22 protein-coding genes and 1 riboswitch are annotated in these 25,718 nt (G+C 37.1%); of the genes, 16 read left to right on the forward strand and 6 right to left on the reverse strand.

Annotation, left to right across the window (positions count from 1 at the left end; all coding sequences use genetic code 11):
* The first annotated feature begins 19 nt into the window (after positions 1-19).
* Entirely contained in the window at positions 20-781 is a 762-nt protein-coding gene (locus F7731_RS14785; protein ID WP_151535552.1) for an IclR family transcriptional regulator, read from the forward strand.
* 34 nt (positions 782-815) lie between these two features.
* Positions 816-2,045, forward strand: coding sequence for an L-2-hydroxyglutarate oxidase (gene lhgO, locus F7731_RS14790; RefSeq protein ID WP_151535553.1), 1,230 nt, complete (start codon positions 816-818; stop codon positions 2,043-2,045).
* A gap of 50 nt (positions 2,046-2,095) precedes the next feature.
* On the opposite strand, the gene pdxR is transcribed toward lhgO, so the two are convergent.
* Complete coding sequence (pdxR, locus tag F7731_RS14795; RefSeq protein WP_212031194.1) at positions 2,096-3,505, reverse strand: MocR-like pyridoxine biosynthesis transcription factor PdxR; 1,410 nt, start codon at positions 3,503-3,505, stop codon at positions 2,096-2,098.
* 105 nt (positions 3,506-3,610) lie between these two features.
* Here pdxR and pdxS point away from each other — a divergent pair, with 105 nt between their 5' ends.
* From pdxS to F7731_RS14860, 12 genes are all read left to right on the forward strand, one after another.
* Positions 3,611-4,495 carry a pyridoxal 5'-phosphate synthase lyase subunit PdxS gene (gene pdxS / locus F7731_RS14800; protein WP_151535554.1) on the forward strand — a complete coding sequence of 295 codons (885 nt, stop codon included), beginning with the start codon at positions 3,611-3,613 and terminating at the stop codon, positions 4,493-4,495.
* Position 4,496: 1 nt separating this feature from the next.
* Positions 4,497-5,087, forward strand: a complete 591-nt coding sequence (gene pdxT, locus F7731_RS14805) for a pyridoxal 5'-phosphate synthase glutaminase subunit PdxT (protein WP_151535555.1) — start codon at positions 4,497-4,499, stop codon at positions 5,085-5,087.
* 198 nt (positions 5,088-5,285) lie between these two features.
* Positions 5,286-6,071, forward strand: coding sequence for an SDR family oxidoreductase (locus F7731_RS14810; RefSeq protein WP_151535556.1), 786 nt, complete (start codon positions 5,286-5,288; stop codon positions 6,069-6,071).
* A gap of 395 nt (positions 6,072-6,466) precedes the next feature.
* Positions 6,467-7,609 (forward strand): cell division protein FtsZ, encoded by a 1,143-nt coding sequence (gene ftsZ / locus F7731_RS14815; RefSeq protein ID WP_151535557.1) that lies wholly within the window; start codon positions 6,467-6,469, stop codon positions 7,607-7,609.
* 370 nt (positions 7,610-7,979) lie between these two features.
* Entirely contained in the window at positions 7,980-8,279 is a 300-nt protein-coding gene (gene arsR, locus F7731_RS14820) for an arsenical resistance operon transcriptional regulator ArsR (protein WP_425482015.1), read from the forward strand.
* Positions 8,280-8,325: 46 nt separating this feature from the next.
* The gene (locus tag F7731_RS14825) at positions 8,326-9,621 is read left to right on the forward strand and encodes an arsenic transporter (RefSeq protein ID WP_151535559.1); all 1,296 of its coding nucleotides are present in this window, start codon (positions 8,326-8,328) and stop codon (positions 9,619-9,621) included.
* Between the two features lie 15 nt (positions 9,622-9,636).
* Positions 9,637-10,038, forward strand: a complete 402-nt coding sequence (arsC, locus tag F7731_RS14830; RefSeq protein WP_151535560.1) for an arsenate reductase (thioredoxin) — start codon at positions 9,637-9,639, stop codon at positions 10,036-10,038.
* A 238-nt stretch (positions 10,039-10,276) separates the two neighbouring features.
* Positions 10,277-10,603: an ArsR/SmtB family transcription factor gene (locus tag F7731_RS14835; RefSeq protein WP_151535561.1), complete on the forward strand. Its 327-nt coding sequence runs from the start codon at positions 10,277-10,279 to the stop codon at positions 10,601-10,603.
* Positions 10,603-10,992 (forward strand): SRPBCC family protein, encoded by a 390-nt coding sequence (locus tag F7731_RS14840; RefSeq protein ID WP_151535562.1) that lies wholly within the window; start codon positions 10,603-10,605, stop codon positions 10,990-10,992. Before F7731_RS14835 ends, F7731_RS14840 begins: the two co-directional genes overlap by 1 nt.
* Positions 10,993-10,998: 6 nt before the next feature.
* The gene (locus F7731_RS14845) at positions 10,999-11,499 is read left to right on the forward strand and encodes a phage tail protein (protein WP_151535563.1); all 501 of its coding nucleotides are present in this window, start codon (positions 10,999-11,001) and stop codon (positions 11,497-11,499) included.
* A gap of 290 nt (positions 11,500-11,789) precedes the next feature.
* Entirely contained in the window at positions 11,790-12,629 is an 840-nt protein-coding gene (locus F7731_RS14850) for a carbonic anhydrase (RefSeq protein ID WP_151535564.1), read from the forward strand.
* A 280-nt stretch (positions 12,630-12,909) separates the two neighbouring features.
* Positions 12,910-12,994, forward strand: a riboswitch (cyclic di-GMP riboswitch).
* Positions 12,995-13,251: 257 nt separating this feature from the next.
* A complete protein-coding gene (locus F7731_RS14860; protein WP_151535565.1) occupies positions 13,252-14,802 on the forward strand; it encodes a PAS domain-containing sensor histidine kinase in 1,551 nt (516 codons plus the stop codon).
* A 478-nt stretch (positions 14,803-15,280) separates the two neighbouring features.
* Here F7731_RS14860 and F7731_RS14870 read toward each other — a convergent pair whose 3' ends face one another.
* The 4 genes from F7731_RS14870 to F7731_RS14885 all read right to left on the reverse strand — a co-directional run bounded on the left by F7731_RS14870 (position 15,281) and on the right by F7731_RS14885 (position 19,494).
* The gene (locus F7731_RS14870; protein WP_151535566.1) at positions 15,281-16,627 is read right to left on the reverse strand and encodes an MFS transporter; all 1,347 of its coding nucleotides are present in this window, start codon (positions 16,625-16,627) and stop codon (positions 15,281-15,283) included.
* 225 nt (positions 16,628-16,852) lie between these two features.
* Positions 16,853-17,512: a helix-turn-helix transcriptional regulator gene (locus F7731_RS14875; protein ID WP_151535567.1), complete on the reverse strand. Its 660-nt coding sequence runs from the start codon at positions 17,510-17,512 to the stop codon at positions 16,853-16,855.
* A gap of 25 nt (positions 17,513-17,537) precedes the next feature.
* Positions 17,538-18,521 carry a glutaminase A gene (gene glsA, locus F7731_RS14880; RefSeq protein ID WP_151535568.1) on the reverse strand — a complete coding sequence of 328 codons (984 nt, stop codon included), beginning with the start codon at positions 18,519-18,521 and terminating at the stop codon, positions 17,538-17,540.
* Positions 18,499-19,494 carry an agmatinase family protein gene (locus F7731_RS14885; protein ID WP_151535569.1) on the reverse strand — a complete coding sequence of 332 codons (996 nt, stop codon included), beginning with the start codon at positions 19,492-19,494 and terminating at the stop codon, positions 18,499-18,501. Before F7731_RS14885 ends, glsA begins: the two co-directional genes overlap by 23 nt.
* Before the next feature lie 485 nt (positions 19,495-19,979).
* Here F7731_RS14885 and F7731_RS14890 point away from each other — a divergent pair, with 485 nt between their 5' ends.
* Positions 19,980-21,212 carry an MFS transporter gene (locus tag F7731_RS14890; protein WP_151535570.1) on the forward strand — a complete coding sequence of 411 codons (1,233 nt, stop codon included), beginning with the start codon at positions 19,980-19,982 and terminating at the stop codon, positions 21,210-21,212.
* A 6-nt stretch (positions 21,213-21,218) separates the two neighbouring features.
* Here the strand turns inward: F7731_RS14890 and F7731_RS14895 are convergent, their stop codons facing one another.
* Positions 21,219-22,133 (reverse strand): AraC family transcriptional regulator, encoded by a 915-nt coding sequence (locus tag F7731_RS14895; RefSeq protein ID WP_151535571.1) that lies wholly within the window; start codon positions 22,131-22,133, stop codon positions 21,219-21,221.
* Positions 22,134-22,306: 173 nt separating this feature from the next.
* Between F7731_RS14895 and F7731_RS14900 the strand changes: the two genes are divergently transcribed.
* Entirely contained in the window at positions 22,307-25,477 is a 3,171-nt protein-coding gene (locus F7731_RS14900; RefSeq protein WP_151535572.1) for an ATP-binding cassette domain-containing protein, read from the forward strand.
* Positions 25,478-25,718 lie beyond the last annotated feature (241 nt).

The raw sequence follows: 25,718 nt of genomic DNA on the forward strand, positions 1-25,718 counted from the left end.
TTTGAAAGAGGTGCTCTCATTGGAGAAAGAAAGCTTTAAAAGTAATTATTCGATGTCTTCGATCCACCGAGTGATACAAGTGCTGCGAGCATTTTCGGTGGATTATCCTAAATTATCGTTAACAGAGATTTCGAAAAGAACGGGTATTTCGATTTCTAGCTTACAACGTATTGTCAGCACGTTAGTATATGAAGGTTTCTTAGTAAAAGATGAAAAAACGAAAATATATAGTCTAGGTTTAGAGCTTATGTTTTTAGGTCAGCTTGTTGAAAAAAACGATGCACTTCTTTCAAAAGCGATTCCAATCATGGAAGAACTGAATCAAGAAACGAAAGAAAATATTTCAATAAACATTATTGAACATGACGAGCGTCGTTGTATCTATAACTTACCTAGTCGTCATGAATTGGCTGCCTTAACATTTGTCGGTCATACGTCCCCGCTATATGCTGGTGCTTCTGCTAAAATTCTGCTTGCTTTTCAGAGCGATGAGTTTATTAAGAGTTATATAGATAAAATTAAATTAACAAAGATTACAGATATCACTGTTGAATCAAAAGAAGAATTAATTCAACAACTTCATGAAATACGAAATCAAGGCTATGCGATAACAAAAGGGGAACGTGTCAAAGGTGCTACGTCCATTAGTGTTCCAATTATTGCTAAACAGCAAGTATTACTAGGTGCGTTGTCTATTACCTTTCCTTACATTCGTTACGAAGAGTATGATATCGAACATCTTATCTTGCTATTGCAACAAGCTGCTCAGAGAATCTCGTGAATAGCAGAAATCGGAACATTGGGGGTGGTAAATAGTGTATGACTTTGCAGTGGTTGGCGGAGGGATTGTCGGTTTATCAACGGGAATGGCACTTTATAAACGGTTTCCTCATGCGAAAGTAGCCATTATTGAAAAGGAGTCAGCTGTTGCAGAACATCAAACAGGGCACAATAGTGGAGTAATTCATTCAGGAATATATTACAAGCCTAATAGTTTCAAAGCACGTTTTGCGCGTCAGGGAAGTCAATCGATGACTGAATTCTGCCAAACCTACGGAATTGACCATGATATTTGCGGAAAAGTCATTGTTGCCACAAAACAAGAGGAGTTACCCCTTCTTGAAAACTTATATAAACGTGGATTACAAAATGAATTAGCGATTCAAAAAATTGGTGTCGATGTATTGAAGGAAATCGAGCCAAATGTAAACGGTCTAGGGGCCATACGTGTTCCGCAGGCTGGTATCGTTAATTACAGACAAGTAAGTGAAAAATTTGCTGAAATTATTCAGAAGCACGGTGGAGATATCCACCTAAATACAAAAGTAGTAAAAATGCACGAAGAAGCAGACCAAGTGACCATCGAGACAAATCGGGGTACATATCGAGCTAGTATGGTGATTAACTGTGCAGGACTTCACAGTGACCGTGTAGCTTTAGCAGCGGGATATAAAACAGATATGAAAATTTTGCCTTTCAGAGGCGAGTATTATAAATTGAAGCCTGAAAAACGCTATCTTGTCAAACATTTAATTTATCCAGTACCAAATCCAAAGTTTCCGTTTTTAGGGGTCCATTTTACCCGAATGATCAGTGGCGAAGTCGATGCAGGACCAAATGCTGTGCTTAGCTTTAAGCGTGAAGGGTATAAAAAGACAGATTTTGATGTAAAAGATGTAATGGAATCTCTATGCTTTCCAGGTTTGTGGAAAATGGCTGGTAAATTTGCAAAAGAAGGGCTTGATGAATATGTCCGTTCATTTAGCAAAAAACAATTTACAAAAAGTCTGCAGGAATTAATTCCTGAAATTCAAGAAGATGATTTAATCCCTGCACCAGCTGGGGTTCGTGCCCAAGCATTAAGAAGCGATGGTAATATGGTCGATGATTTCCATATTATTATGGGAAAACGAACGATTCATGTCTGTAATGCCCCATCCCCAGCGGCAACAGCTTCCATAGAAATTGGAAAAGAAATAGTTAATAGAATACCAGAACAGATGAATTTAAAAGAAGCAACACTATGCCAAGGGCTGTTTATGTGAACCCTTGGCTCTTAATTTAACTGCGTAGTTAATCCAAGATGACCTTCGAGCTATCGCTTTTTTGATTTTGAAACCCGCCAACATTTCATTAATTGGTGAATACCTACTTCAATTTGATCTAATGGAATACCACCAAAGCCAAATAGAAAAGTTGGAAATTTATATTCAATGGGCTTTAATAGATAATCGCTTACTGGATAGATGGCAATATTGTCTCTTGCTGCAATCTGTTTTAACTGATCTTCACTTTTGGACAGGGGGACAGAAATTAAAATGTGCATTCCCGCTTTGTCTCCAGTGATCATAACATCAGGATAATACGTTTCAAATGTTTGTGTTAATTTTTCATGTTTTTTACGATAAATTTTCCGCATACGGTTTAAGTGTTTGGAGAAATACCCATCTCTCATAAAATTAGCTAAAATATGTTGATCAAATCTCGGTACGGTTGCTGAGTAAAAACTAAATGTCTCTCTATATTTTGGCAATAATGTTGTAGGCAAAACAAAATAAGCAACACGTAATGAAGGCATTAATGATTTGGTAAAAGTGCTTATATAGATGACTTTATTGTTTTGGTCTAAACCGTGTAGAGCAGGAATAGGTTTTCCAATATAACGAAACTCACTATCATAATCGTCTTCAATAATGTAATGATTTTCATCTTTTACAGCCCATTTTAATAGTTGTGTTCTTCTTGTTGCTGATAGTACCGCACCCGTAGGGAATTGGTGAGAAGGTGTAATGTAAACAACATTGGCATTTGTTTTTTCAAGTTCATCCACATTTAATCCATCTTCATCAACCGGAATGGAGATAGCACTGTTTTGCAAATGTATTCTTGGGATTGCTGAATAGCCGGGATTTTCAAGGGCGAATATTGAATCATTTTCTAATAATCTTAGGATCATTGGAAGTAGATGTTCAGTTCCCGAACCAATGACAATCTGTTCTGGTTTACATACAATCCCCCTTGATTGATATAGATATTTTGAAATTTCGGCTCTTAAAGCGTATTCTCCTTGAGGGTCTCCAATTTGTAAAAACTCTTTTGAACTACTATCATACAAGTTTTTTGCATATTTTCGCCAAAGTGAAAATGGGAATGAGTCGGTATCAATTTTTCCTGGATGAAAGTCAAATTGATATATTTTTTGCTCGGCCTTATCTACTGGCATGTTTAAAGGCTCTTCTTCAATATATGGTAATTCATCTAGCTCTTCTACAAAAAATCCAATGCGAGGTTTAGATACGATATAGCCTTCTGCAGTAAGTTGGGAATAGGCAATTTCAATGGTTGTTTGACTGATATTTAAAAATTCAGCTAATTTTCTTTTAGATGGTAATTTATCTCCAACTTCAATTTGTTTATGGATAATCGCATACTTAATACCGATATAAAGCTGTTCATATAAAGGTTTTTCTTTATTTTTATCTAATTTCAACATTAGCATATCCATCTGTAATTCACCTAACTGACCATATGAATTTTTAAAAAATTGGACCTTTTCACAAAGTCAATTTCTATTATACTAGGAATCAATAAATGAATGGAGGTTATTTTTATGAAACAACTTGGTACAGAGAGAGTAAAACGTGGAATGGCAGAAATGCAAAAAGGTGGCGTTATTATGGACGTCATTAATGCAGAACAGGCAAAAATCGCAGAAGCTGCAGGTGCAGTTGCTGTTATGGCTTTAGAGCGAGTCCCATCAGATATTCGAAAAGCTGGAGGCGTAGCCCGTATGGCGGATCCTCGTATTGTAGAGGAAGTGATGAACGCTGTAACCATCCCAGTAATGGCAAAAGCTCGTATTGGCCATATAGTAGAAGCACGGGTATTAGAATCAATGGGCGTCGATTACATTGATGAAAGTGAAGTATTAACACCTGCTGATGAAGAATACCATTTATTAAAAAGTGACTTCACAGTACCTTTTGTTTGTGGATGCCGCGATTTAGGGGAAGCTGCGCGTCGTATTGGAGAAGGCGCTGCCATGTTACGTACGAAAGGTGAGCCGGGGACAGGAAATATTGTAGAAGCTGTTCGTCATATTCGAAAAGTGAATGCACAAGTAAGACGAGTTGTTGGTATGAGTACAGATGAATTAATGACAGAAGCAAAAAATTTAGGAGCATCGTTTGAATTATTACTAGAAATCAAAAAATTAGGGCGCTTACCAGTTGTAAACTTTGCTGCTGGTGGGGTGGCGACTCCTGCTGATGCCGCTTTAATGATGGAACTTGGAGCAGATGGTGTATTCGTAGGGTCAGGTATTTTCAAATCTGAAAACCCAGAAAAATTCGCACGTGCCATTGTAGAGGCAACAACACACTATCAAGACTATAAACTGATTGCTGAAATTTCAAAAGAGTTAGGAACACCAATGAAAGGTATTGATATTGCAACACTTGATGTAAGTGAACGTATGCAGGAACGTGGTTGGTAATATGTTAAAAATTGGTATACTTGCATTACAAGGTGCAGTTAGAGAACATATTAGACAAATTGAAGAGCTTGATTGTGAGGCAATTCCAGTTAAATCGATTGACGATCTAAAGGAAATAAATGGCCTTGTGTTACCTGGCGGCGAAAGCACAACAATAAGTAAACTAGTGGACCGTTATGATTTAATAGAACCAATTCGTGATTTAGCTGACAATGGAATACCAATGTTTGGAACATGTGCGGGCCTGATTTTATTAGCCAAAAAAGTCGTGGGATATGATGAGCCTCATCTAGGCTTAATGGATGTAGTGGTTGAACGGAATTCATTTGGACGCCAAGTAGATAGTTTTGAAGTAGAGCTATCCATGCTAGGTGAAGAGGAAGACATTCCTGCTGTTTTTATCCGGGCACCACATATCGTAATTGCAGGTGAAAATGTTGAAGTTCTCGCAAAACATGAAGAGCGCATTGTTTTAGCTCGCGATGGCCAGTTTTTAGGTTGTTCCTTTCATCCAGAGTTAACAGAAGATACTAGAATTATGAAGTATTTTATTAATATGGTAAGAGAGAACACGATTATTAGCTCTCAATAGGAATGTCTTCAATTTAACTAAAAGTGTCGTCTTTAAGAGCTTTGACACAGAATAAATATTAATATTATAGAGCCCAAATATGCAGTTTTAATATACTACTTGCGTATTTTGGCTCTTTTTACATATCGTTAATATATGTTATAATAAAATGAATATTTAGTATTTTATGGAATCAGACAAAAAGGAAGGTGTTTAGACTTGGAGCTAAATTTACATAATAAAGTCGCACTTGTCATAGCCTCTAGTCAAGGTCTAGGAAAAGCAATAGCAACACAACTCGTAAAAGAAGGAGCAAGTGTTATGCTAACAAGCCGAGATGGTGAAAAGTTAGCTAGTGTACAAAAAGAGTTAGAGGCATTAAATAAAGGGCGAGTTTCCTATTGCCCAGCTGATATTACAAAAGTAGAAGACATTCAAACGTTAGTTCGCAAAACTAATGATGAATTCGGTAAAATTGATATTTTAATTAATAATGCTGGTGGACCTCCTGTCGGATCATTTGAATCATTCTCTGATAAAGACTGGCAAGATGCATTTGAGCTAAACTTGTTGAGTTATATTAGAATCATCCGTGAAGTTCTTCCAGATTTAAAAGAAGCAGGTGGCCGAATTATTAATATTGCTTCTTCTTCTATTAAACAACCTATACCTGGACTTATTCTTTCAAATACATTTCGAACAGGTATTGTAGGTCTAGCCAAAACATTAGCAGAAGAACTGGCTCCATATAACATATTAGTGAATACAGTTGCACCTGGAAGAATTGCAACAGAGCGTGTTGCACACCTTGATCAAGCGAATGCTGAAAGATTAGGTGTTTCTAAGGAAAAAGTTAAAGAAAACGCCCAAAATAATATTCCCTTAAAACGGTATGGAACGCCAGAGGAATTTGCTAATGTAGTAACATTTTTAGTTTCCGATGCAAGTACTTATGTAACTGGGAGTTCCATTTTAGTCGACGGAGGAATGATTAAATCGATTTAATATATAAATTTATGCAATTAGGATTTCCCCTAAGAACGAAAAAGGATCTGGAGCCATCCACGATCCTTTTTATTATTGATTTAAGACATTGGCGAAAAATTCCATTATAACCTTGAAATAGATGGCTATCGTATACGTTTCTTTTAGATCCTTGGTAATCACTTGACTCTATCTTCATTGACCAACCTCTTAACCGAACCATCAACTAGGTCTTTAGTCAAGAGGTATATACCAATGTCCTCTAGAATCTATAAATATCAAAACCACGAAGCATATAAAATATGCCTATCTACCAATAGAAATTAACAAGCTAATCCTGTATCCTTTAATAAAAACAATAAAAAGACGAAACAATTACTTTGAAAATAATAGATAAGAAATTTGGAGGTATGTTTATGTTAGAGTTCGAGGGGAATATAAATGAAAACGCTAAGATCAAGGTAATTGGGGTTGGCGGTGGGGGGAACAACGCCGTGAACCGTATGATCGAGGACGGTGTAGAGGGTGTTGAGTTTATTGCCCTTAATACGGATGCTCAGGCTCTTAAACAGTCAAAGGCAGAGATCACGATGCAAATTGGCGCGAGGTTGACGCGAGGCTTAGGTGCAGGTGCAAACCCGGAGGTAGGAAGGAAAGCAGTAGAAGAAAGTAAACAACAAATCCAGGAATTATTAAAAGGGGCCGACATGGTATTCGTTACTGCTGGAATGGGCGGCGGTACGGGAACGGGAGCGGCACCAGCTATTGCGAAAATTTCCCGTGAACTTGGTGCTTTGACAATTGGTGTCGTTACACGCCCATTTAAGTTTGAAGGTCGTAAGCGAGCGGCCAATGCAGCGAGCGGCATTGAAGCTATGAAAGAAGCTGTAGACACATTGATTATTATTCCCAATGATCGATTGTTGGAAATTGTCGATAAAAAAACACCTATGGTTGAAGCGTTCCGCGAAGCAGATAATGTCCTTCGCCAGGGGGTGCAAGGGATTTCGGATTTAATTGCTTTACCTGGTTTGATCAACCTTGACTTTGCAGACGTGAAAACGATTATGTCCAATCAAGGTACTGCCCTTATGGGGATCGGGTTAGCCAAAGGGAAAGATAGAGCAGTTGAAGCCGCCAAAGCTGCTATTGAAAGTCCTTTACTGGAAACGTCCATCACAGGAGCCCGCGGAGTTTTAATGAACATTACGGGTGGCAGCGACTTAAGTTTATTTGAAGTTCAAGAGGCCGCAAGCATCGTTGCTTCTGCTTCAGATGAAGAGTTAAACATGATTTTTGGTTCTGTCATTAACGAGAATTTAAAAGATCAGATTTTAGTAACAGTGATTGCGACAGGGTTTACTGAACAGGAGATTCCAGCAAAAGTGACTCCGCCTGCGAAAGAAGAGGTTTCGAATGTGCGCCGAGAATCACAACATGCTCGTGTTCATCAAGTTGAGAGCGACAGATTACCTCAAAATGAAAGAGAACGTCCGCAACCGTCACTTGAATCTCTAGAGATTCCTGCTTTTTTACGTAATCGGAGAAACCGGTTTTAATCAAAAGGTTTTTGGGGAATAACTTTTTGTGGGCCATATACAAGCCATAGCTAATAATAAAGAAATTAAAACATATCCGAAAATATTATGCTGCTGGTTTAAGTATATACAAAGCTGTTCAGGTTTTGATGCTCTTTAATATGTCTTAAACTACTCCCGCTTACTTTCTAGCGAAATTTGAAGCGGGAGATTCCTACTTTTTATTTTTTCCTCAACGTAGTAAATCGCTTTTTCCTACCGTATACCCCCTTTTACTTGCAATAAATCAAAAAAAGTTGATTTATTGTTTGCATCTACATAATTATTTTGTGTACACTTTAAATATCAAAAAAAATTGATGAAAGGAAAGTTGTATATGAATGTAATAACAATGCAGTTTGAACAATATGAAAAGAAATTTAAAGCTTTAGCTGATCAGAAACGCTTGGAAATCATGTATGAACTTTGTCAAAGAGGGAAGACATGTGTATGTGATTTAACAGAGGTATTTGAAATGCCCCAATCGAAGCTTTCCTATCACTTAAAGATTTTGTTAGATGCTGGATTAGTAATAAAAGAAGCAAAGGGTACATGGAGTTATTACGATTTAAATGATACGGAAGTAAACAGTTTATTATCAGAAGAATTATGCTGCGTTTTTAGAAAAACAGGTAAAGGAAGTTGCTGCTAATAAGAAGGAAATATGTGCACCGTGTGAGTGATGGAGGTTAAATTTAGTGATTACAGCAATATTAGCAACAATAATTTTTTTAGCAACACTTCTTCTCGTTATCTGGCAGCCAAAAGGATTAAATATTGGTTGGAGTGCATGTGGCGGCGCTATCGTAGCTTTATTATTAGGTATAGTTGGATTTAATGATGTACTTGAAGTTATCGGAATTACGTGGAATGCGACATTATCATTTGTAGCGATCATTCTTATTTCATTGATATTAGACGAGATTGGATTATTTGAATGGGCGGCACTACATATGGCCAGAGCTGCTAAGGGAAATGGAATTAAAATGTTTGTCTATATTAGTATTTTAGGAGCCATCGTCGCTGCATTATTTGCAAATGATGGAGCTGCCTTAATTTTGACGCCAATTGTTTTAGCAATGGTACGTAATTTGAAATATAAAGAAAAGATGATCTTTCCATTTATTATGGCGAGTGGATTTATTGCAGACACGACATCTTTACCATTTGTGGTAAGTAACTTAGTTAACATTGTATCTGCAGATTACTTTAACATTGGATTTGTAGAGTATGCTTCAAGAATGATTATTCCTAACTTTTTCTCACTAATAGCAACGATTACGGTCTTATTAATTTATTTTAGAAAAAGTATTCCAAATACATATAACGTATCTAAATTAAGAAAACCTGTAGAAGCAATTAAGGACTTTAAAATGTTTCGACTTTCTTGGTATGTTCTTGGGATATTACTGATTGGTTATTTTTCCAGCGAATTCACCCAAATACCTGTTTCAATTGTTGCAGGGGTCATTGCAATCTTCTTTTTATTGATGGCCAGAAGAAGTAATGTAGTTAATACAAAAACAGTTGTAAAAGGTGCTCCCTGGGCAATTGTCTTTTTCTCAATAGGGATGTATGTAGTCGTATATGGTTTAGGAAATGCTTGGTTAACTGAATCGTTAGCTAGTGTCATTCAAGCAACTGCTAACCAAGGTTTATTTGTTGCAACGATAGGTATGGGCTTTATAGCAGCTTTCTTATCATCCTTGATGAATAATATGCCAACTGTCATGATCGATGCACTGGCAATTGCTGAAACAAATACTTCCGGTACAATCCGGGAAGCGCTTATTTATGCCAATGTCATTGGTTCCGATTTAGGTCCGAAAATTACTCCGATCGGATCGTTAGCCACCTTAGTATGGCTCCATGTTTTATCTCAAAAAGGAGTTAAAATCTCATGGGGAACCTATTTTAAAACAGGGATTGCATTAACGATTCCCATTCTCTTTATCACATTACTAGGTCTATACGTAGCCTTATTACTTTACTAAAAGGAGAAATATGACATGTCTAAGAAATCAATCTACTTCTTATGTACAGGAAACTCTTGCAGAAGCCAAATGGCAGAAGGTTGGGCGAAGAAATATTTAGGTGATGAGTGGAGCGTATACAGTGCTGGAATAGAAGCACATGGATTAAACTCGAATGCTGTAAAGGCCATGCAGGAAGCTGGTGTTGATATATCCAGTCAAGCATCAGATATTATTGATCCTGAAATCTTAAATAATGCTGATTTGGTGGTTACATTATGTGGAGATGCTGCTGATAAATGCCCAATCACACCGCCGTATGTTAAACGTGAACACTGGGGATTTGATGATCCTGCTGGGAAAGAGTGGTCCGAATTCCAGCGTGTTCGTGACGCAATTGGTGAACGGATTAAGCAATTTAGTGAAACAGGGAAATAAGAAGCACTTAGCATGAACTAATAACTAACAATGAGGGCTACCTTAAACACCTTATCATATTAGCAGTTTCAGCTTACTATCTTACGAATTTGTAGCTTAATCCATTGAATAAATAATAAAGAAGCAACATAAGGAGAATAAAACTAATCCAATTTGTCAAAAATAAAATTGACTGGACACCAATTAGTGTCATATAATTAAGACACCAATTGGTGTCATTTTAAGGGGGAGGGGGCTTTTGAAAGAGAAAAATCAAGAGCGTGATGTTTATGTAGCTATTGCTGACCCAACAAGACGTAAGTTGCTACGATTGTTGGCAGATGCAGAAGAGTTACCTCTTCACGAATTAACCGTTCAATTTCAAATGGGGCGTACCGCTGTTTCTAAACATTTGGCTATCCTTAAAGACGCTGGTCTAGTGGCTGACCGTAAAGTGGGTAGAGAAACAAGATATCGACTACTTGCAGCTCCCCTACAGGAAATTAAAGATTGGGTATCCTTTTACGAGAAATTTTGGATGGGAAATGTGGCGCTTTTAAAAACTTTATTAGAGGAGGAAAAATAATGGCAGAGGTATCATTAGATTTTCAGTTTACAAGTTCAATCGATAAGGTTTGGAACGCATTAATAGATTCGGATACTCTTGCAAAATGGATAATGGAAAATGACTTTAAACCAATCGTAGGACATAAATGTCAATTTCGAAATCCTCAGTGGAATTTGATTGTAGATTGTGAAGTATTAGTAGTGGAAGAGCCTCATAAGTTATCTTACACATGGGTGGGTGGCCCGATAGACACTATCGTCACTTGGACATTGAAGGAAGAGGATGGAACAACCTACTTACATCTTGAACACACAGGATTCGAAAAAGAAGATCAAGCGTTCAATGGTGCGAAATATGGTTGGGCGAATATGGGAGAAGAACTTAAAAAAGTGTTAGCGGAAATGTGATTCCTGTTGTTAGGAAATAAAGAGATAAAAGGAGGGATGAAAATGTCCTATATCGTTGATTTTAAAAATGTGTCTACGGTGGGTTTAGAGTCTTCACCTGTAGTAGAGGCGCTTGCTGGTTTACGTGCTCATGAAGCCCGTTATTTTATGAACAAATACAAGCATGAATATACGGTTGTACCAGCTAGCGAAAGCCAGGAGACTCTTGACTATGTGAACCGAATTTTGAAAGAAGAACGTGATATTGAGTTTGCAGCCAAACCTTTAGAAACGACGCGTTTTCAAGTGGAAAATATTAAATTTGCCTACGTCTTTTATGAGGATGGTCTTGCGGTCAACGTCATGTATACGGTTGATGATCCTAAGAAGCGGGCTGTTGGTTTTAAGCTTTCTGAGGGGATGGAAATACCAAAGGAGTTAGAAGAGAAGTTTAAGTTTGCTAGGCAGAAGTCTAAACTAGCTGGAACCATTCGGGGCTCGTATTTTGTCATTAAAGGTGAATATTGAAGTAGCAAAAGGTCAGTTTTTCAATTGTATTGAAAAACTGGCCTTTTTATTTTGGATTTCCTTCATGTTGTATCACAAAAAATAGTTTTCATTAAAATGAAAACTAGTTATTAAGCACCGAGAAAAAATTCATATTTCCATTCATTTTTATGTGTAATTATATAGTATATAATAACTATATTGTAAAAAGCAAGTTGTTTTGGAAAAAAATGTTTTGTATTTTTTGAGAAAATTAGTATTGTATTATATGCAAGAGATAGAAGAATAAGGAAGAAGGGAAGTTGGCAACTATGAAAAAGAATCTTGTGTATCCATTTTTAGTTGTATCTTTAAGCTTTTTACTGGGAGCTTGCTCAGAGCAGACAAAGGAAACAACTACTCCAAAAAAAGAAGAAGTCACTAATATGAAAGAAAATGAAGCAACAGAGTTAAATAATACACCCACTGCTTCTTGGTCATACGAAGAAGAAACAGGCCCTGACCATTGGGGAGAATTGGATCTTTCATACTCAGCTTGTATCAAAGGTAGTGAACAATCACCAGTCAATATCGAATTCTCTCAGGTGAAAACAAGTGAAAAATTAGAAAGTATTGAAATTAAATATCAGCCGACGCCTTTTTCGATAGTCAATAACGGTCATACTGTACAGGCTAACGCTGCAACACCAAGCAATAGCATTGTCGTAGAGGGAAAGGAATACCAACTCGTTCAATTTCATTTCCATACACCAAGCGAGCATCAATTTAATGGCCAACACTTGGATATGGAACTGCATCTTGTACACCAAGATACGAATGGTGAGCTTGCTGTCCTTGGTGTGTTGATTCAAGAAGGAAAAGAAAACGAAAAACTGGCATCTGTTTGGGACGTATTACCAAAGGATGAAACAGAAAAAGATATTCTTATAAACGAGCCTGTTGATTTACAAGCTTTACTCCCTTCAGATCAAGCATCTTTCTATTACAACGGTTCATTAACGACGCCACCTTGTACAGAAAAGGTAAAATGGATTGTTTTTGAAAAGCCGATTGAAATGTCTAAAGAACAAATTCAAGCATTTCAGCAAATTTTCCCTGATAACCATCGTCCTGTTCAGTCTTTAGTCGAACGTGAAATTTTTAAGGACTAAGGTTAAGAAAAATCTTTTTACAAAATAAAGTAAACACTAGTTTCTTAAACGCTGGATAACAACCCTCAATTTGTTATCCGGCGTTTTTTTGTCGATGGTGGAAATACCAAGAACTTATTAGTCTTATGGAAAGAATGGGGATTAGATATTGTTTTATGCGCACTTCTGGAAATATGGGTCACTGTGTCTTGGCATAAATACAATATTTTGCAATAAAAGAATTGGTTCTCAAATACGTTGATGCTATACTTAAAGTGAGTAAATATACCTAAAATAAAGCTTCCGATAATGGCAAACCTGTCGAAAGGCAGGGACGCAAAGCTACGGATCTAAGGCATTTTTGCTATGATGGCCGAGCCGCCAATGAAGATGGATAATCATAAATTAAATCCACCTTTTATAGGTGGATTTTTTGCACGATAACGAAGGGTTTAATGTCTGCCAAGAAGATTATTCGACGCAGTTTCTAATTTTAGGAACTAAGAAAGAACGTCGGATAGGATGTCCTAGTCAGTGTGAACGCAATTTTATATTCGATACAGTCATTGCTTAGAATACCACATATTGATTTTTTAACAGTATTTCATAACATACAAAGTGGAAGATTTTGAGGTGATACAAAATGAAGCTTATTATAGGTTTTGTACTTGCAATGGTGATTGTATTCATACTTGTCTTCTTTTGGTCTCGTAAAAAGAGAAAGTTTCCGCATGAATTATCCAATCAAGAGTTAGTGGATACAATTAGGCAGCAGCAAGGGATGATTTTTAAGTTTATTAAGGATGGCGATAGATTTATTCATACTTTGTGTGACGGAAGATTACTTTATCGAATGGATCTTTTCCCTGAAAAGATTATTGGAAAGGAATTATGTGATTTCCTCTCACATTTTGATGCAGAAACGGTTATTCAATATTATTGGAGAGCGTGGGAAGGCGAAGATAATGTCACGTACGAAGGGGTAATAAATGGAGTTTACTACCTGTCCTCGTTACGGCCTATTCGAAAAAAAGGTCAGGTGATTGAGATCATTGGTTCATGTGTCGATATTACCGAAAGGAATCGGATAGAAAAAGCTCTAAAGTTGAGTGAATCCAATTATCGTCTTATTACAGAGAATATGTTGGATTTGGTTGGACTCTGGGATTTAAATGGAAGAGTTATATATGCATCCCCTTCGCATGAAAAGGTATTGGGATATGATCCAAAAAAGTATGAAGGAGTATTAGCCTTTGATTTGGTTCACCATGACGATTCTCTGCGGTTATATGAACTGTTTTCTCAAACGATTTCAACTAAATTACCATTTCAGGTCGAGTTTCGGTGTGAAAATGCTGATGGTGAGTGGGTTTACGTAGAAGCACAGGGGACCCCTGTAATTGGGGAGAATGATAATTTAGAACATATTGTTGTTGTAGGGCGTAATATATCTGAGCGAAAGAAGGTAGATGTATTTTTACGAAAAACGGAAAAGCTTTCCTTAGTAGGGCAATTGGCTGCAGGTGTTGCACACGAAATTAGGAACCCTCTTACTTCGATAAAGGGTTTTCTGCAGCTTATGAAAATGGAATTAGATAAACCAAATTATCTTGAAATTATGTTGTCTGAGATTGATAGTATAGAAAAAATAATACAAGAATTCTTGTCACTTTCTAAACCACATGCAAGTAAATTGGCAGCGACTAATATTAATGCTCTTTTGCAATATGTAGTTACATTAATTAATACGCATGCCAAACTAAAAAATATTAATGTTGTTCTAGTGTCTGATTCCGACTTACCAATTATTCATTGTGACGAGCATCAAATCAAACAGGTTTTTGTCAATATTCTTCAAAATGCTGTAGAAGCCATGACATATGGAGGCGAAATCAAAATTCAAACGATGCGATACGAATCAGACAATATAAGGTTTAGGTTTATTGACCAAGGATGCGGCATTTCTGAAGATCGAATAAAAAGTATCGGTGAGCCTTTTTATAGTACGAAAGAAAAAGGAACGGGATTAGGATTAATGATTAGTCACAAAATTGTCGAAGAACATGGGGGTAGCTTAAGCTTAGAAAGCACTATAAATAAAGGAACCATAGTAGATGTTATTTTACCTATTGAGAAAGGCGAACCGGTCTTGTCACTCTCCGATAAGTTCGAAATAGGGGAGAAGAAATACTGAATGAAAGGGACGTGGAACTGACTCCTTGTCCCAAATTTTGTTACGGCATAGGAAAAGGCTTCCTTTGATTGATATAAGTATCGTACCAAGAGGTCCAGAGAATTTGGGGTAATTCCCCATAAGGGTCATAAAAAATAACACACTGATTTCCTTTTTACTAAGATTATGGAAACTATATGCAAACATCCTCCCACATTTAAAATGTTAATGATCAAATTTTTTCTAAGAAACATAAAAAGCCCCTCCTTTAAAAAAATCTTAAAGTAAGGAGCCTTTTCATACGCAGATATTATACGCAAGGAATTTATTAGGAGTAAAAACCTTGATTTTTCTACGTTAAGAGAAAAAACAAGGTTTTATTTTTATCATAATTTTGTGATGTGCAGATTGTGTTATTATGAGGTCTAATACTTTTTCAGTTACTGGCATAACAGAATTAAGTATTAGTCCCCTTAAACAAACGGTTAATAGTTACATTCTAGCTGACCAAGTTTGATCCCGGCTCGCTTTTGTCATCTGCCCCAACTTCAATACGCATTTTTGCAGTCTCGGGCATAAATAAGAGAGCAGCGATTGCAATCAGTGATGTAGCGATCAAGAAGTAAGCTGGCATTAACTTACTTCCAGTCATCGATGTCAACCAAGTAATGATGAAAGGCGCTCCGCCGCCAAAAATGGCTGTTGACACATTATAGGAAAAAGCATAGCCACTATTTCGCACCCGATTGGGAAACAGCGGTGGAAGCGCGGAAGGGTTAGCCCCTGTAAATAATGATACCAGTATACCCAGGGCAAAGAACCCAACAATCGGCCCTGCTGGTGATCCACTAATTACAAATAAAAAAATGGGTACGGCCGTAATAATTGTCAGTATGGCTGACAGAAACATAAACAGTTTTCTCCCGAAGCGGTCGCTCAATGTCCCAACGGTCGGCATAAGAAACATCATAAGAACCATTCCAATGATGGTCACCATCAATGACATGCCCGTGGACAAGCCAACCTGCGTTTCAAAATAGGAAGGCACGTAGGTCAATAATGTATAGTAACCCCCGTTTGCCAGAGCGATACAACAGAAGGAAATTACCAACGGTTTTCTCGCTGTAACGAACATTTCTCGAATAGGTCGTGACGACAGAGCATTGGTATCCTGCAGTTTTGTGAAAATCGGCGTATCATCCAACTTTAACCTGAAATACATCCCAGTTAATGCCAGGGGTAAAGAACAAAGAAAGGGAATTCGCCAACCCCACATTGACATGTCATCAGGAGTAAGCAGTGCAGTAAGCAATGCCACAAATCCAGCCCCCACCGTATATCCAAGCAAAACTCCTGATTCAAGAAAACTTGTGAATAGCCCACGGCGGCGATGAGGTGCATACTCGTTCATAAATACAGTCGCAGTTCCATATTCTCCGCCCGCAGCCAATCCCTGCAACATCCGCATAAGGATCAATAATAATGGGGCCATTACACCGATAGCCCCATAATTAGGAATAATTCCAATCACGGCTGTTGATAATGACATCAAAACAATTGTCAACGTCATTATCTTTTTTCGTCCAAGTCGATCACCCATCGAGCCAAATAATAAGCCTCCCAGCGGTCTCATGAAAAACGAAATTGCAAACACCGCAAAAGCACTTAGAAGAGCTGCTGTTGTGCTGCTTTCCGGGAAAAAATTAGCACCGATGATTCCGGCTGTATAACTATAGATACCGTATTCATACCACTCGACCACATTCCCCATAGCGGTAGCGGCTGTCGCCCTTTTCATGTTTGCGTTCGAAGATTCATCCGATGCAGCTATCATAGTCTCCTTCACTAAAATCCCCCTCTAATATACATCTAATTTGTATTTGGAAAGCACATAAGACCAAATAAAAGTATGCGCTTCCAATTATATCTATTTTTAACTGAATATTCCGTCTATTATGCTTTATAGTAGTCCCAAAAATTTAAGGGACTTTGATCTAATTCTCTAAAACCCTCGAAAAAGCAGGGCATGGTTACAATTCCAATACTCCGAAATTTATTTGACACAGAAACATCAAGTTATTGTTTCTGTACGTGTTTCATCTAAATAGTTGTAAATGGTTTGCTTGGAAACCCGGAGGACGACTGCAATGCGTTCTACTGAACCGTGAATAAGGAAGGCACCTTTTTCATCCAGTTGTTTAACAAAATGAATTTTGTCATCTCTTGTCATTTTCTCGATGGGAACTTGCATTTCAGTTAGTGTATTTTGAATGAGATTTTCAAATATCTCTTCAATATTCTTGGCATAAGATTCTTTCATTGGTTCAATTGGATCCAAGTCATGTGCGAGAGAAAATTCACTAATGATTTGATTCACCATTGTAAAAGCAGTAACGTCAAAGTTAATTCCTAAAAATCCAATAACTTTGCCGTCTTTATTTCGAATAAAAGAAGTAGATGTTTTCAAAAACCTTCCATCCCGTGTTTGCGAGGTACGGCCAAGCATGTCTTGTACTTGATCTCCGTAATGCCGAAGCTCTTTTAAAATAACTTCCGTTGTTGGGGCACCCTTTTCTCTCCCAGTTACGGACCCTTTAATATAGATGAGGGATGACTGAATGTCCCGTATATCAGCAATCACCACTTCACAGTTGCTGCCAAAAGTGGCGACGATTGTTTCCGCTATAGGAATATAGCTTTCAAGTAATTTTCTATCTTCATCACAAATCAAAATAAGTGACACCACCTAACGTGATTTAAAAAATTTGAACAGAATACGAATGCAAGAAATCCTCGAGTAATTTAATTCCTTTCACACTATTCCCGCATGGATCAATGGCTGGGCTGAAAATACCGATACCGCATCCATCTGACAATATGGGATGATTTCTAAAGGATGGAGGAACTGTTCCTAGTATACCACCTGATACACCGCTTTTCCCCGGAATTCCCACATAGGCCGCAAATTTCCCAGAATAATTATACATTCCACAGGTGAACATTAATATCTTTGTAAATCTTGCAATGGAAGAAGGGATGACTTCTATCCTTCGTATCGGATCAAAACCATCAATAGAAAGAACAAGACCGATTTTAGCCAAATCTTCGGCCGTAATTTCAATAGAGCATAGCTTTGTATAAGTTAACAGTGTCTCTTCGACATCTGCAGCAAGAAGATGATTTTCCATTAAAAAATTGGCTAAAGCTCGGTTTCTATACGCGGTTTCCCATTCGGAAATAAAAATTTTCTCATTGATACTAACATCTTTATCTAAAATGGCTGAAAGCAAGAGTTTGACTTTTTCAATTTTTTCAGTTGAATCAGTTCCGGGAAGTAAAGATGCAACTGTGATTGCCCCAGCATTAATCATCGGATTAAATGGTTTCTTATTTTCGTTTAGCTCGAACCGAAGAATAGAATTAAAGGGATCCCCAGTCGGTTCTACATCTACCCACTCTAAAACTCTCGATGTACCTAAATGCATACAAGCAGTCATGAATATAAATACCTTTGCAATACTCTGAAGGGTAAAGGGGACTGCATAATCCCCTTTTAAGATAACCTGTCCATCTGGAAACATAAGCGCACATGCCAAGTAATCCGGATTTGTGTTCTTCAGCTCGGGTATATAAGCTGCCGGAGCGCCGACCCCAGAATATCGCTGCTTATAGTAAGGTATTTTTTTTTCAAAGAAGGTATTTAATTCTTGTTCGATATTAAACAGTTGTTGCGTGCTCATGAATTTGATTCTCCTGGCTGCTTAACTGTTTTCTTTGTTTATTGATAATTTCACCAGCTAAGGCATATAGGACAATGTATGACGCAAAATGAGCTGATCGATAACTTAAATCTTGCTGCGGATATACTTCTACGAAATCCATACCGATTACACCTAGTTTACAAATTTCATAGACAAGAGTTAATAATTCATAGGAAGTTAGTCCATTGCCATCCACTGGGCCGCCAGGATTAAAGGCAAAATCAAGGACATCACTGCAAATGCTTAGGTATACACAATCAACATCTGCGTGTGCTTTTTGATAGATTTCTTTAGCCAATGCTCTGAGATCTTTAGATTCTCTAATGTCGTTGATTGTAATTGTAACAGCTCCTGCTGCTTTTGCATTACGGCCAGCTTGCGGTTCGTTTCTTGGACCATGGATTCCTGTATGAATAATGCTTTCATTTCTAACCCCTTCACATTCATAAAGACGTTTGAATGGGCTGCAGCGGGCATATTCATCGTCCTTCCATGAAGGCAGGTTATCGTAGTGGGCATCCAGGTGGATAATTCCAACTTTTTTTCCGGTGTTTGTTAGCGCTTTAATAATTGGAAAAGTAACACCGTGATCGCCGCCAAGGCCGATGATAAATTTCCCGCTGTTCCAAAGATTTTTGGCAAAGTTTTCAATGCGATGCATGGTCTCATAAACATCCGCTGGCACTACGTCAATGTCCCCCATGTCACCCAATTGGATATGTTCAAAAATATCAATATGATCAAGTTCAGGTAAATAACCGCTGTATCTTCCGGAGCACAGGCGCATGACTTTAGGTCCTAATTCACATCCAGTGTAATCTCCCCAAGTAACCGCACCTTCCCAAGGCACTCCATAAATAACTGCATCAACACCATCTGTATTTTTGTCCTTCGAAATATTTTTAGCTCCTAGGAAGCAAGGAGTATTACCGTAAATATTTTGTTCTGTCATTTCTAGCATCCCTTTCAAGTTGGAGTAAGAAGAATCTGACTTCTCTTAATAAACAGTAAATGCATTTTGAAAAAAAATCAAGTGTTTTTTGAAAAAAAATCAAATTTATATTTATAAAAAATCAAAATCATAGTTTTTTTATAGAAATTACCTAAATTTAATTGAAAATAAATCAAAAAAGTTTAAATTCTAACACAAGCTATTGAACATTTTAAAAGCTAGAGGAAAATATCAATCCTTGCGTCCACTTAGAATTTAATAAACCCTGACTTTTCTGCTTAATGTAGAAAAATAAGGGTTCCGCCTTCCAAAAAGTGTATTAGATTATAATATCCGCGTTTTGTCGGCTTCAACTTCTAACTGACGAATTCGTTATTTTCCATTATGTACAAATTTATAGTGGAATTTGTATTTCCCTAACTTCGCAAATTTGGAAAAGAAATGAATCCCCCTCCTTTCTATAATGAGTGAGAGGAGGATACGAAATGAAGTTATTCAATACAAAAAATCCATATCTAGTATACGTAAACACATGTTTTTTAGCGCAATTCTTCTTTACTATTATTTTTACAATGAACTTATTGTATCAAGTACAAATCGTCAAGCTTAATCCACTCGAGCTCGTTCTCGTAGGGACTGTATTGGAGCTGACTGTTTTCCTTTTTGAAATTCCGACCGGGGTCATTTCCGATTTAAAAAGTCGAAAGCTTTCTATTGTTATTGGGTACTGTTTAATGGGGATTGGTTTTCTAGTAGAGGGGTTATTTCCAGTTTTCACGGCTGTGGTGATTTCTCAAGTCATATGGGGAATTGGTTACACCTTTACAAGTGGTTCACAGCAGGCTTGGATTGCGGATGAAATTGGGGAAGATCGTGCTTCATCTGCATTCATAACTGGTGCTAAGGTCGGAAATCTCGGAAAAATACTTGCGATTCCTTTAAGCATTGGTACTGGCTATTTTATGATTAATCTTCCTATTATTATTGGCGGTCTATGTATGGTTGGATTGAGTATTTATTTAATCATTTTTATGAAGGAAGAAAAATTCAAACCATTGGATATAGCAAATCGCATGTCTTCATGGCAAAACATAAAAAGCAATATGGGCAAAATCATTCAATATTCAAAAGCCAGCTATGTAATGAGATTACTCTTTCTCATTGCTTTATTTATCGGCTTTTATAGCGAGGGCTTGGACCGATTATGGATTTCTCATGTTTTTGAAGCGGCTAATTTAAGCGTACTAACTGATCAGAGCTTAGTCCTTTTACTCGGTGGGATTCAATTTATTATCGTGCTTTTATCATTTACAGTTCTCTACTATATTGATAGAGGTTCTATTTATAAGCAGCTAAAATCTATTTATATGTCGCTATTTATTGGTAGCTTCCTTATTGTTACTTCATTGATCGGATTTGCATTTTCTCCCTATATCATCAGTTTGCTTGTCTTTTATATACTCATTCAAGTGACAAGAGAGGCGATGTATCCTTTAGAGGACGTTTGGCTTAATAAACTGATCCCTGCCTCTTCTACAAGAGCTACATTCTTTTCGGTTAAAGGACAGGTTGATGCTATTGGCCAAATTAGCGGCGGTCCAGTGATTGGATTGATTGCTTCGGGTTTTTCAATAAGAACGGCAATCGTTTGCAGTGCTCTTCTATTAACACCGGTTTTGTTTTTGTATAAAATTATTTTGAAAAAAGCTAGAGGATGAGTTTGTTTATCCTCTAGTTTTCTCTTTAATTGGCAAATGGATTTCCATATAAATTTTCTCGTGATCCCAATAATGACAATGTTCATCATAATATTCAAAGTCATAGCCTTTTTCATCTACTTCATAAGAAGAATGCGGCAGCCAATCTTCTAAAATATATCGCCATGTCCCTTTAATAGCAGGAACAAAATGTTCGGTACCAACAGGCGGAGTCTTAAAAATCGCATAGGTGGAGGCTGGTATTTCAAACTTCATGAAACCGTCGGGAAGGTGTATTTCTTGATCTAAATTGACTGCAAATAAATAAGTAAACTGGTCAAGATGAGTGTCCATGCTTAAATTTATACAATACTCTCCATGCTTTTTTGGAGATAGTAATTCATAGAGTGCTCTCTCAACAGACCCGTCATTTAATCCTTCCTGATCCCAAAAAGCAGGAGCATCTCTTGTATAAGCAACGTTTTTCATATGACATTCAAATGTTTGGCCAGCCACTTGAAATGCTTGCCTGCCCACAATCATTGGCTGCAAAACAATCCCCCTTAAATTCTTCTTGCTCAAATCGAATAAATTTAATTTAGGCGGAAGTGAAATGGGGCAATAGCGCCTATATAAGCTAGGAGGACTTCCGAAGCATCGTTTAAACGCCTTAGTAAATCCTGCATGTGTTTCAAAACCATATTCAAAAGCAATTTGAATAATTTTTTTGCCATTCACCAATTCATATAAAGCATATTGCAGCTTTCTCTTTAAAACATAATCCATTACGGTATAACCAATAGCATTGCGAAAAAATCGATAAAAATGATAAGGTGAATACCCGGCCATCTTGGCTAATTCTTCAGGATTAATCTCTTCTTTTATATGATCCTCTATATAATCAATTGTTTTTTGCAATAATGCCTGCTGTTGGATATCCATCATCTGCTCCTAATTTAAAATAAGTTCCCTTTCAAGACTAATTCATCTGTCAGCTCAATTATATATTGTTAGTTTGCTTTTTTAGTACAAATATTGATACAAAAGGCATGAAAATTCCTTTGAAGTTGTGCTAACATGGCTATACTAAATTTAGAGAATGGAGAGGATATCGGATGAAAATAAATCAATTAATTGCCAACAATATTAACCGTTTAGATGCCGTCTTGCCAGAAGATCAATCGTTAGGAATTGCTGGTTTATCCGGATCTGGTAAAACAACCTTTTGTCAAACCATTGGTGAAGAGTCCAAGAAGCGTCTCGTTTCTTTATTGCCAAAGGCTGAATATCAGTATTTATTTCCAAATATTATGGAGACCAATTTCAGTGCCATCAAGATGGAAGAGATGCCTTTAGTACTTTTCCTCGGAAGATCATCCATTTCTTCCAATCCACGTTCAACAATTGGTACACATACAGGTGTTTTTACAGAGATTCGAGAGAGGCTTGCAGAAGAATTTCATCTTTCCCCAGAAGTTTTTTCATTTAATAATGCATTAGGCTGGTGTCCAGGTTGTAAAGGACGCGGTACGTCGAAAAATGTTGAATGTAAAAAATGTGAAGGCAGGCGTTATAGTCCGGAAGTCGAGCAAAAAAGAATTGAATTATTGGATCAGCCACATAGTATTTCTGATATTAACAATTTAAGCATTGAAACGATTCTTTCCCTTGCAGAAGAATTACATATTAGTGAAGCGAAACAACTTGTTCTCAAAAATATAATCAATATGAATATTGGTTACTTAACATTAAATCGCATTATGGGTACATTGTCAGGTGGAGAATTAACGCGACTTTACTTGGCAGAATTCATGGCAGCAAGTGAAAATACCGTGATTATTATTGATGAAATCTCCGTAGGTCTTGATCACCAAACTCTATTAAACATTTTAGAACAGATTAAACAATTAGGTTATAAGAATCAAATTTGGCTCATTGATCATTCTGACACAGTGCTCGATATTACTGATAACCAATTGTTCTTTGGACCTGGAAGTGGGAAATATGGTGGAAAAATTGTGGAAGAATCACCGCGCCCACAACCAATTCATTGGGAACGAAATGAGGCAATGCCAACAGAATACTATCAATTTCATGATCTCTATTGCCGTAATATTCAAATGGCTGAATTTCAGATTCCCAAAAATAGACTTGTAACCGTTACAGGTGAGTCTGGATGCGGAAAATCTACACTTGTCAATGAATGTTTAGCTAAAGATTTTCTGAAGCGATATCCAAAAGATAAACTCGTTATGGTAGGTCAAGATCGAAACCAATCGATTACCAGTCGGTCAACCGTTGCGACGTTTCTTGATATAAAAAGGAATCTCACAAAATATAGTGAAGAGATTGATGATATTTTTCAGCGCTCGATTGAAGATATTATTGAAGAACTCCCAAATGAAGACATCGCACATAAGCGCCTAAGCTTATTAATCAAACTCGGACTAGGTTATTTGACTTTGGAAAGAAAAACACAAACCTTATCAACGGGTGAATTTCAATGTGTTCATTTAGTTTCTGAGCTGTTTTCGAACTCAAGAAACCCACATACGCTGTTTATTTTTGACGAGCCTTCAAAAGGTTTATCACAAAATATTTTAAACCAATTTATTGATAGTATCAGGGTCATTCTGCAAGATGAATCCGTCTCGATCATCATGATTGAACATAATGCCTATATGCTGGAGAGTTCTGATTTTATCGTTGATTTTGGTAAAAGAAAGCTTGCACCTGTGGAGCAACTTGATGTTGTCAGTCATGATGATTATTTTCATCTAAAGAATAAGGAAGATACCGCTGCGCCATTGCCTATTTCTTCCACATTAAAGCAGCAAAATGGCATTACCTATTTAAAAGAAAATCACATCGCCTATTTTAAACATGCAGAAAATGTCTATAAGGGCGGTATCTTAAAAAGCTTATCATCTATGGCCCGTCTGATTTATGGTGAATATCAATCTGATACAATTGCACCTGTTATCGCGATTGATCTTGAAAGGCATTTGTATAGCCAATATAGTTTTCTTTATGAAATTGGCGGCTTGATCAACCATATTGTGGCTGCACATCCAACCAATAAAGATACAAGAAGCTTCGATTTTTATAATCAAGAAAATCATTGTCCATACTGTTCCGGTCGCCGGGTGATTGAAAAATTTGATATTGATGTTGTCATTCAAGACAAATCCGTTCCATTCTGGGATGGACTATTGCATCCAGACGTGATGGAGGTATTAAAACATTATCAATATCCAAAACTGCAATTCCTTTTTGAAGAGATTAAGAATGAGCTCGGTCACGATATGAGTAAAAGCTATAATGAGATGACAGAAGCTGAGAAGCATACTTTTTTATACGGGTATTGGGAAAAGTCATTTTATGATAAAGAAGGCAAGACGAGGAGGACATGGCAAGGCTTTAATAACATACTTAGGATGTATATGTCTATTTCGAAATCGATTATTAAAGAGCATATGAAAGCATCAAAAGAGATGGTTACCTGTCCGATTTGTGAAGGAACCGTGCTAAACCATCATAAAAAACTAACATTTGGCAACACAGATATTCGAGAGATTATCGGGCAGCCACTTAATCAAGTATTGAAAACAGTAGGGGAGTTACCAGAACTGATAATATTGAAATCTATTGTCGGCGGCGATATGACCTTGACGGAAGATGTCTCCCTGTTGCCTAGGGAAACACAAGTCTCGCTGAAAATGCTTGAACTGGAACTAGCTAGCTTTGTTGGTTATGAGATGGTTTTGCAAAATGTCCTGCCATTCTGGGGCAGCATTAGCGGCAATATTGAATCCATCAGCATGAATAATCGAATCACCATCTGCGATTTTGCCAATATCACTGAGACTAGAGATACCATCATAGATAAGTATTTCACTAATGGAAAATACAAAAAACTAACGTATGTTTATGAAGCATTTGGTTACAAAAAAATTGTCACCGAAATTAATAAGATTAAAAAAAGTCATCCATGTACATTCTGTAAAGGGAAGAAAGTCATTTCAGAAGATAATCTCCATGATGGTGTGTATCAATTATCTGTACCATGTGTAAGTTGTTATGTAAGTGGCATTAATGATGAAGGGCGGAAAGAAATCGTCGATGGTATAGACGTGCAAACATGGCTAACTGGAAAAGTAAGGGATGTTGTGGTTGAAAGCTCACTTACGGAGGCTGTTGCAGATATTCCAATTTTCAATCGTATTCGTGAGTTGAATAAACAGGAAATGATGGCGGTTTATCAATTCCTTGAGCAAAATAATTAATTTAGAATAGAAGGACAGGAAATCCCTAATATATAAAAATATTATTCAACAATCGAGTGTTTTAATGAAGTAACCGAAAAGTCCATTTTCTCTATTTTTTGTAGAGAGGTTGGGCTTTTTAATTTGGATTTTGCTTAACTTTGTTATTCTGAGTCATATGATTGTTAGCTCATTGAAACGGACGTAACATAAATATAAAGTGCTTGTTCTTTTTCTTGGAGTACTCTGTGATAAGATGGAC

It is taken from the genome of Cytobacillus depressus (genome assembly GCF_008923245.1).
GTDB classification, from domain to species: domain Bacteria; phylum Bacillota; class Bacilli; order Bacillales; family Cytobacillaceae; genus Cytobacillus; species Cytobacillus depressus.

Excerpts from the sequence above, each read along its gene's own strand:
- pdxR (WP_212031194.1), bottom strand. The coding sequence starts at position 3,505 with ATGGATATGCTAATGTTGAAATTAGATAAAAATAAAGAAAAACCTTTA.
- pdxS (WP_151535554.1), top strand. The coding sequence starts at position 3,611 with ATGAAACAACTTGGTACAGAGAGAGTAAAACGTGGAATGGCAGAAATG.
- pdxT (WP_151535555.1), top strand. The coding sequence starts at position 4,497 with ATGTTAAAAATTGGTATACTTGCATTACAAGGTGCAGTTAGAGAACAT.
- ftsZ (WP_151535557.1), top strand. The coding sequence starts at position 6,467 with ATGTTAGAGTTCGAGGGGAATATAAATGAAAACGCTAAGATCAAGGTA.
- arsR (WP_425482015.1), top strand. The coding sequence starts at position 7,980 with ATGCAGTTTGAACAATATGAAAAGAAATTTAAAGCTTTAGCTGATCAG.
- arsC (WP_151535560.1), top strand. The coding sequence starts at position 9,637 with ATGTCTAAGAAATCAATCTACTTCTTATGTACAGGAAACTCTTGCAGA.
- F7731_RS14840 (WP_151535562.1), top strand. The coding sequence starts at position 10,603 with ATGGCAGAGGTATCATTAGATTTTCAGTTTACAAGTTCAATCGATAAG.
- F7731_RS14850 (WP_151535564.1), top strand. The coding sequence starts at position 11,790 with ATGAAAAAGAATCTTGTGTATCCATTTTTAGTTGTATCTTTAAGCTTT.
- F7731_RS14860 (WP_151535565.1), top strand. The coding sequence starts at position 13,252 with ATGAAGCTTATTATAGGTTTTGTACTTGCAATGGTGATTGTATTCATA.
- glsA (WP_151535568.1), bottom strand. The coding sequence starts at position 18,521 with ATGAGCACGCAACAACTGTTTAATATCGAACAAGAATTAAATACCTTC.
- F7731_RS14885 (WP_151535569.1), bottom strand. The coding sequence starts at position 19,494 with ATGACAGAACAAAATATTTACGGTAATACTCCTTGCTTCCTAGGAGCT.
- F7731_RS14890 (WP_151535570.1), top strand. The coding sequence starts at position 19,980 with ATGAAGTTATTCAATACAAAAAATCCATATCTAGTATACGTAAACACA.
- F7731_RS14895 (WP_151535571.1), bottom strand. The coding sequence starts at position 22,133 with ATGGATATCCAACAGCAGGCATTATTGCAAAAAACAATTGATTATATA.
- F7731_RS14900 (WP_151535572.1), top strand. The coding sequence starts at position 22,307 with ATGAAAATAAATCAATTAATTGCCAACAATATTAACCGTTTAGATGCC.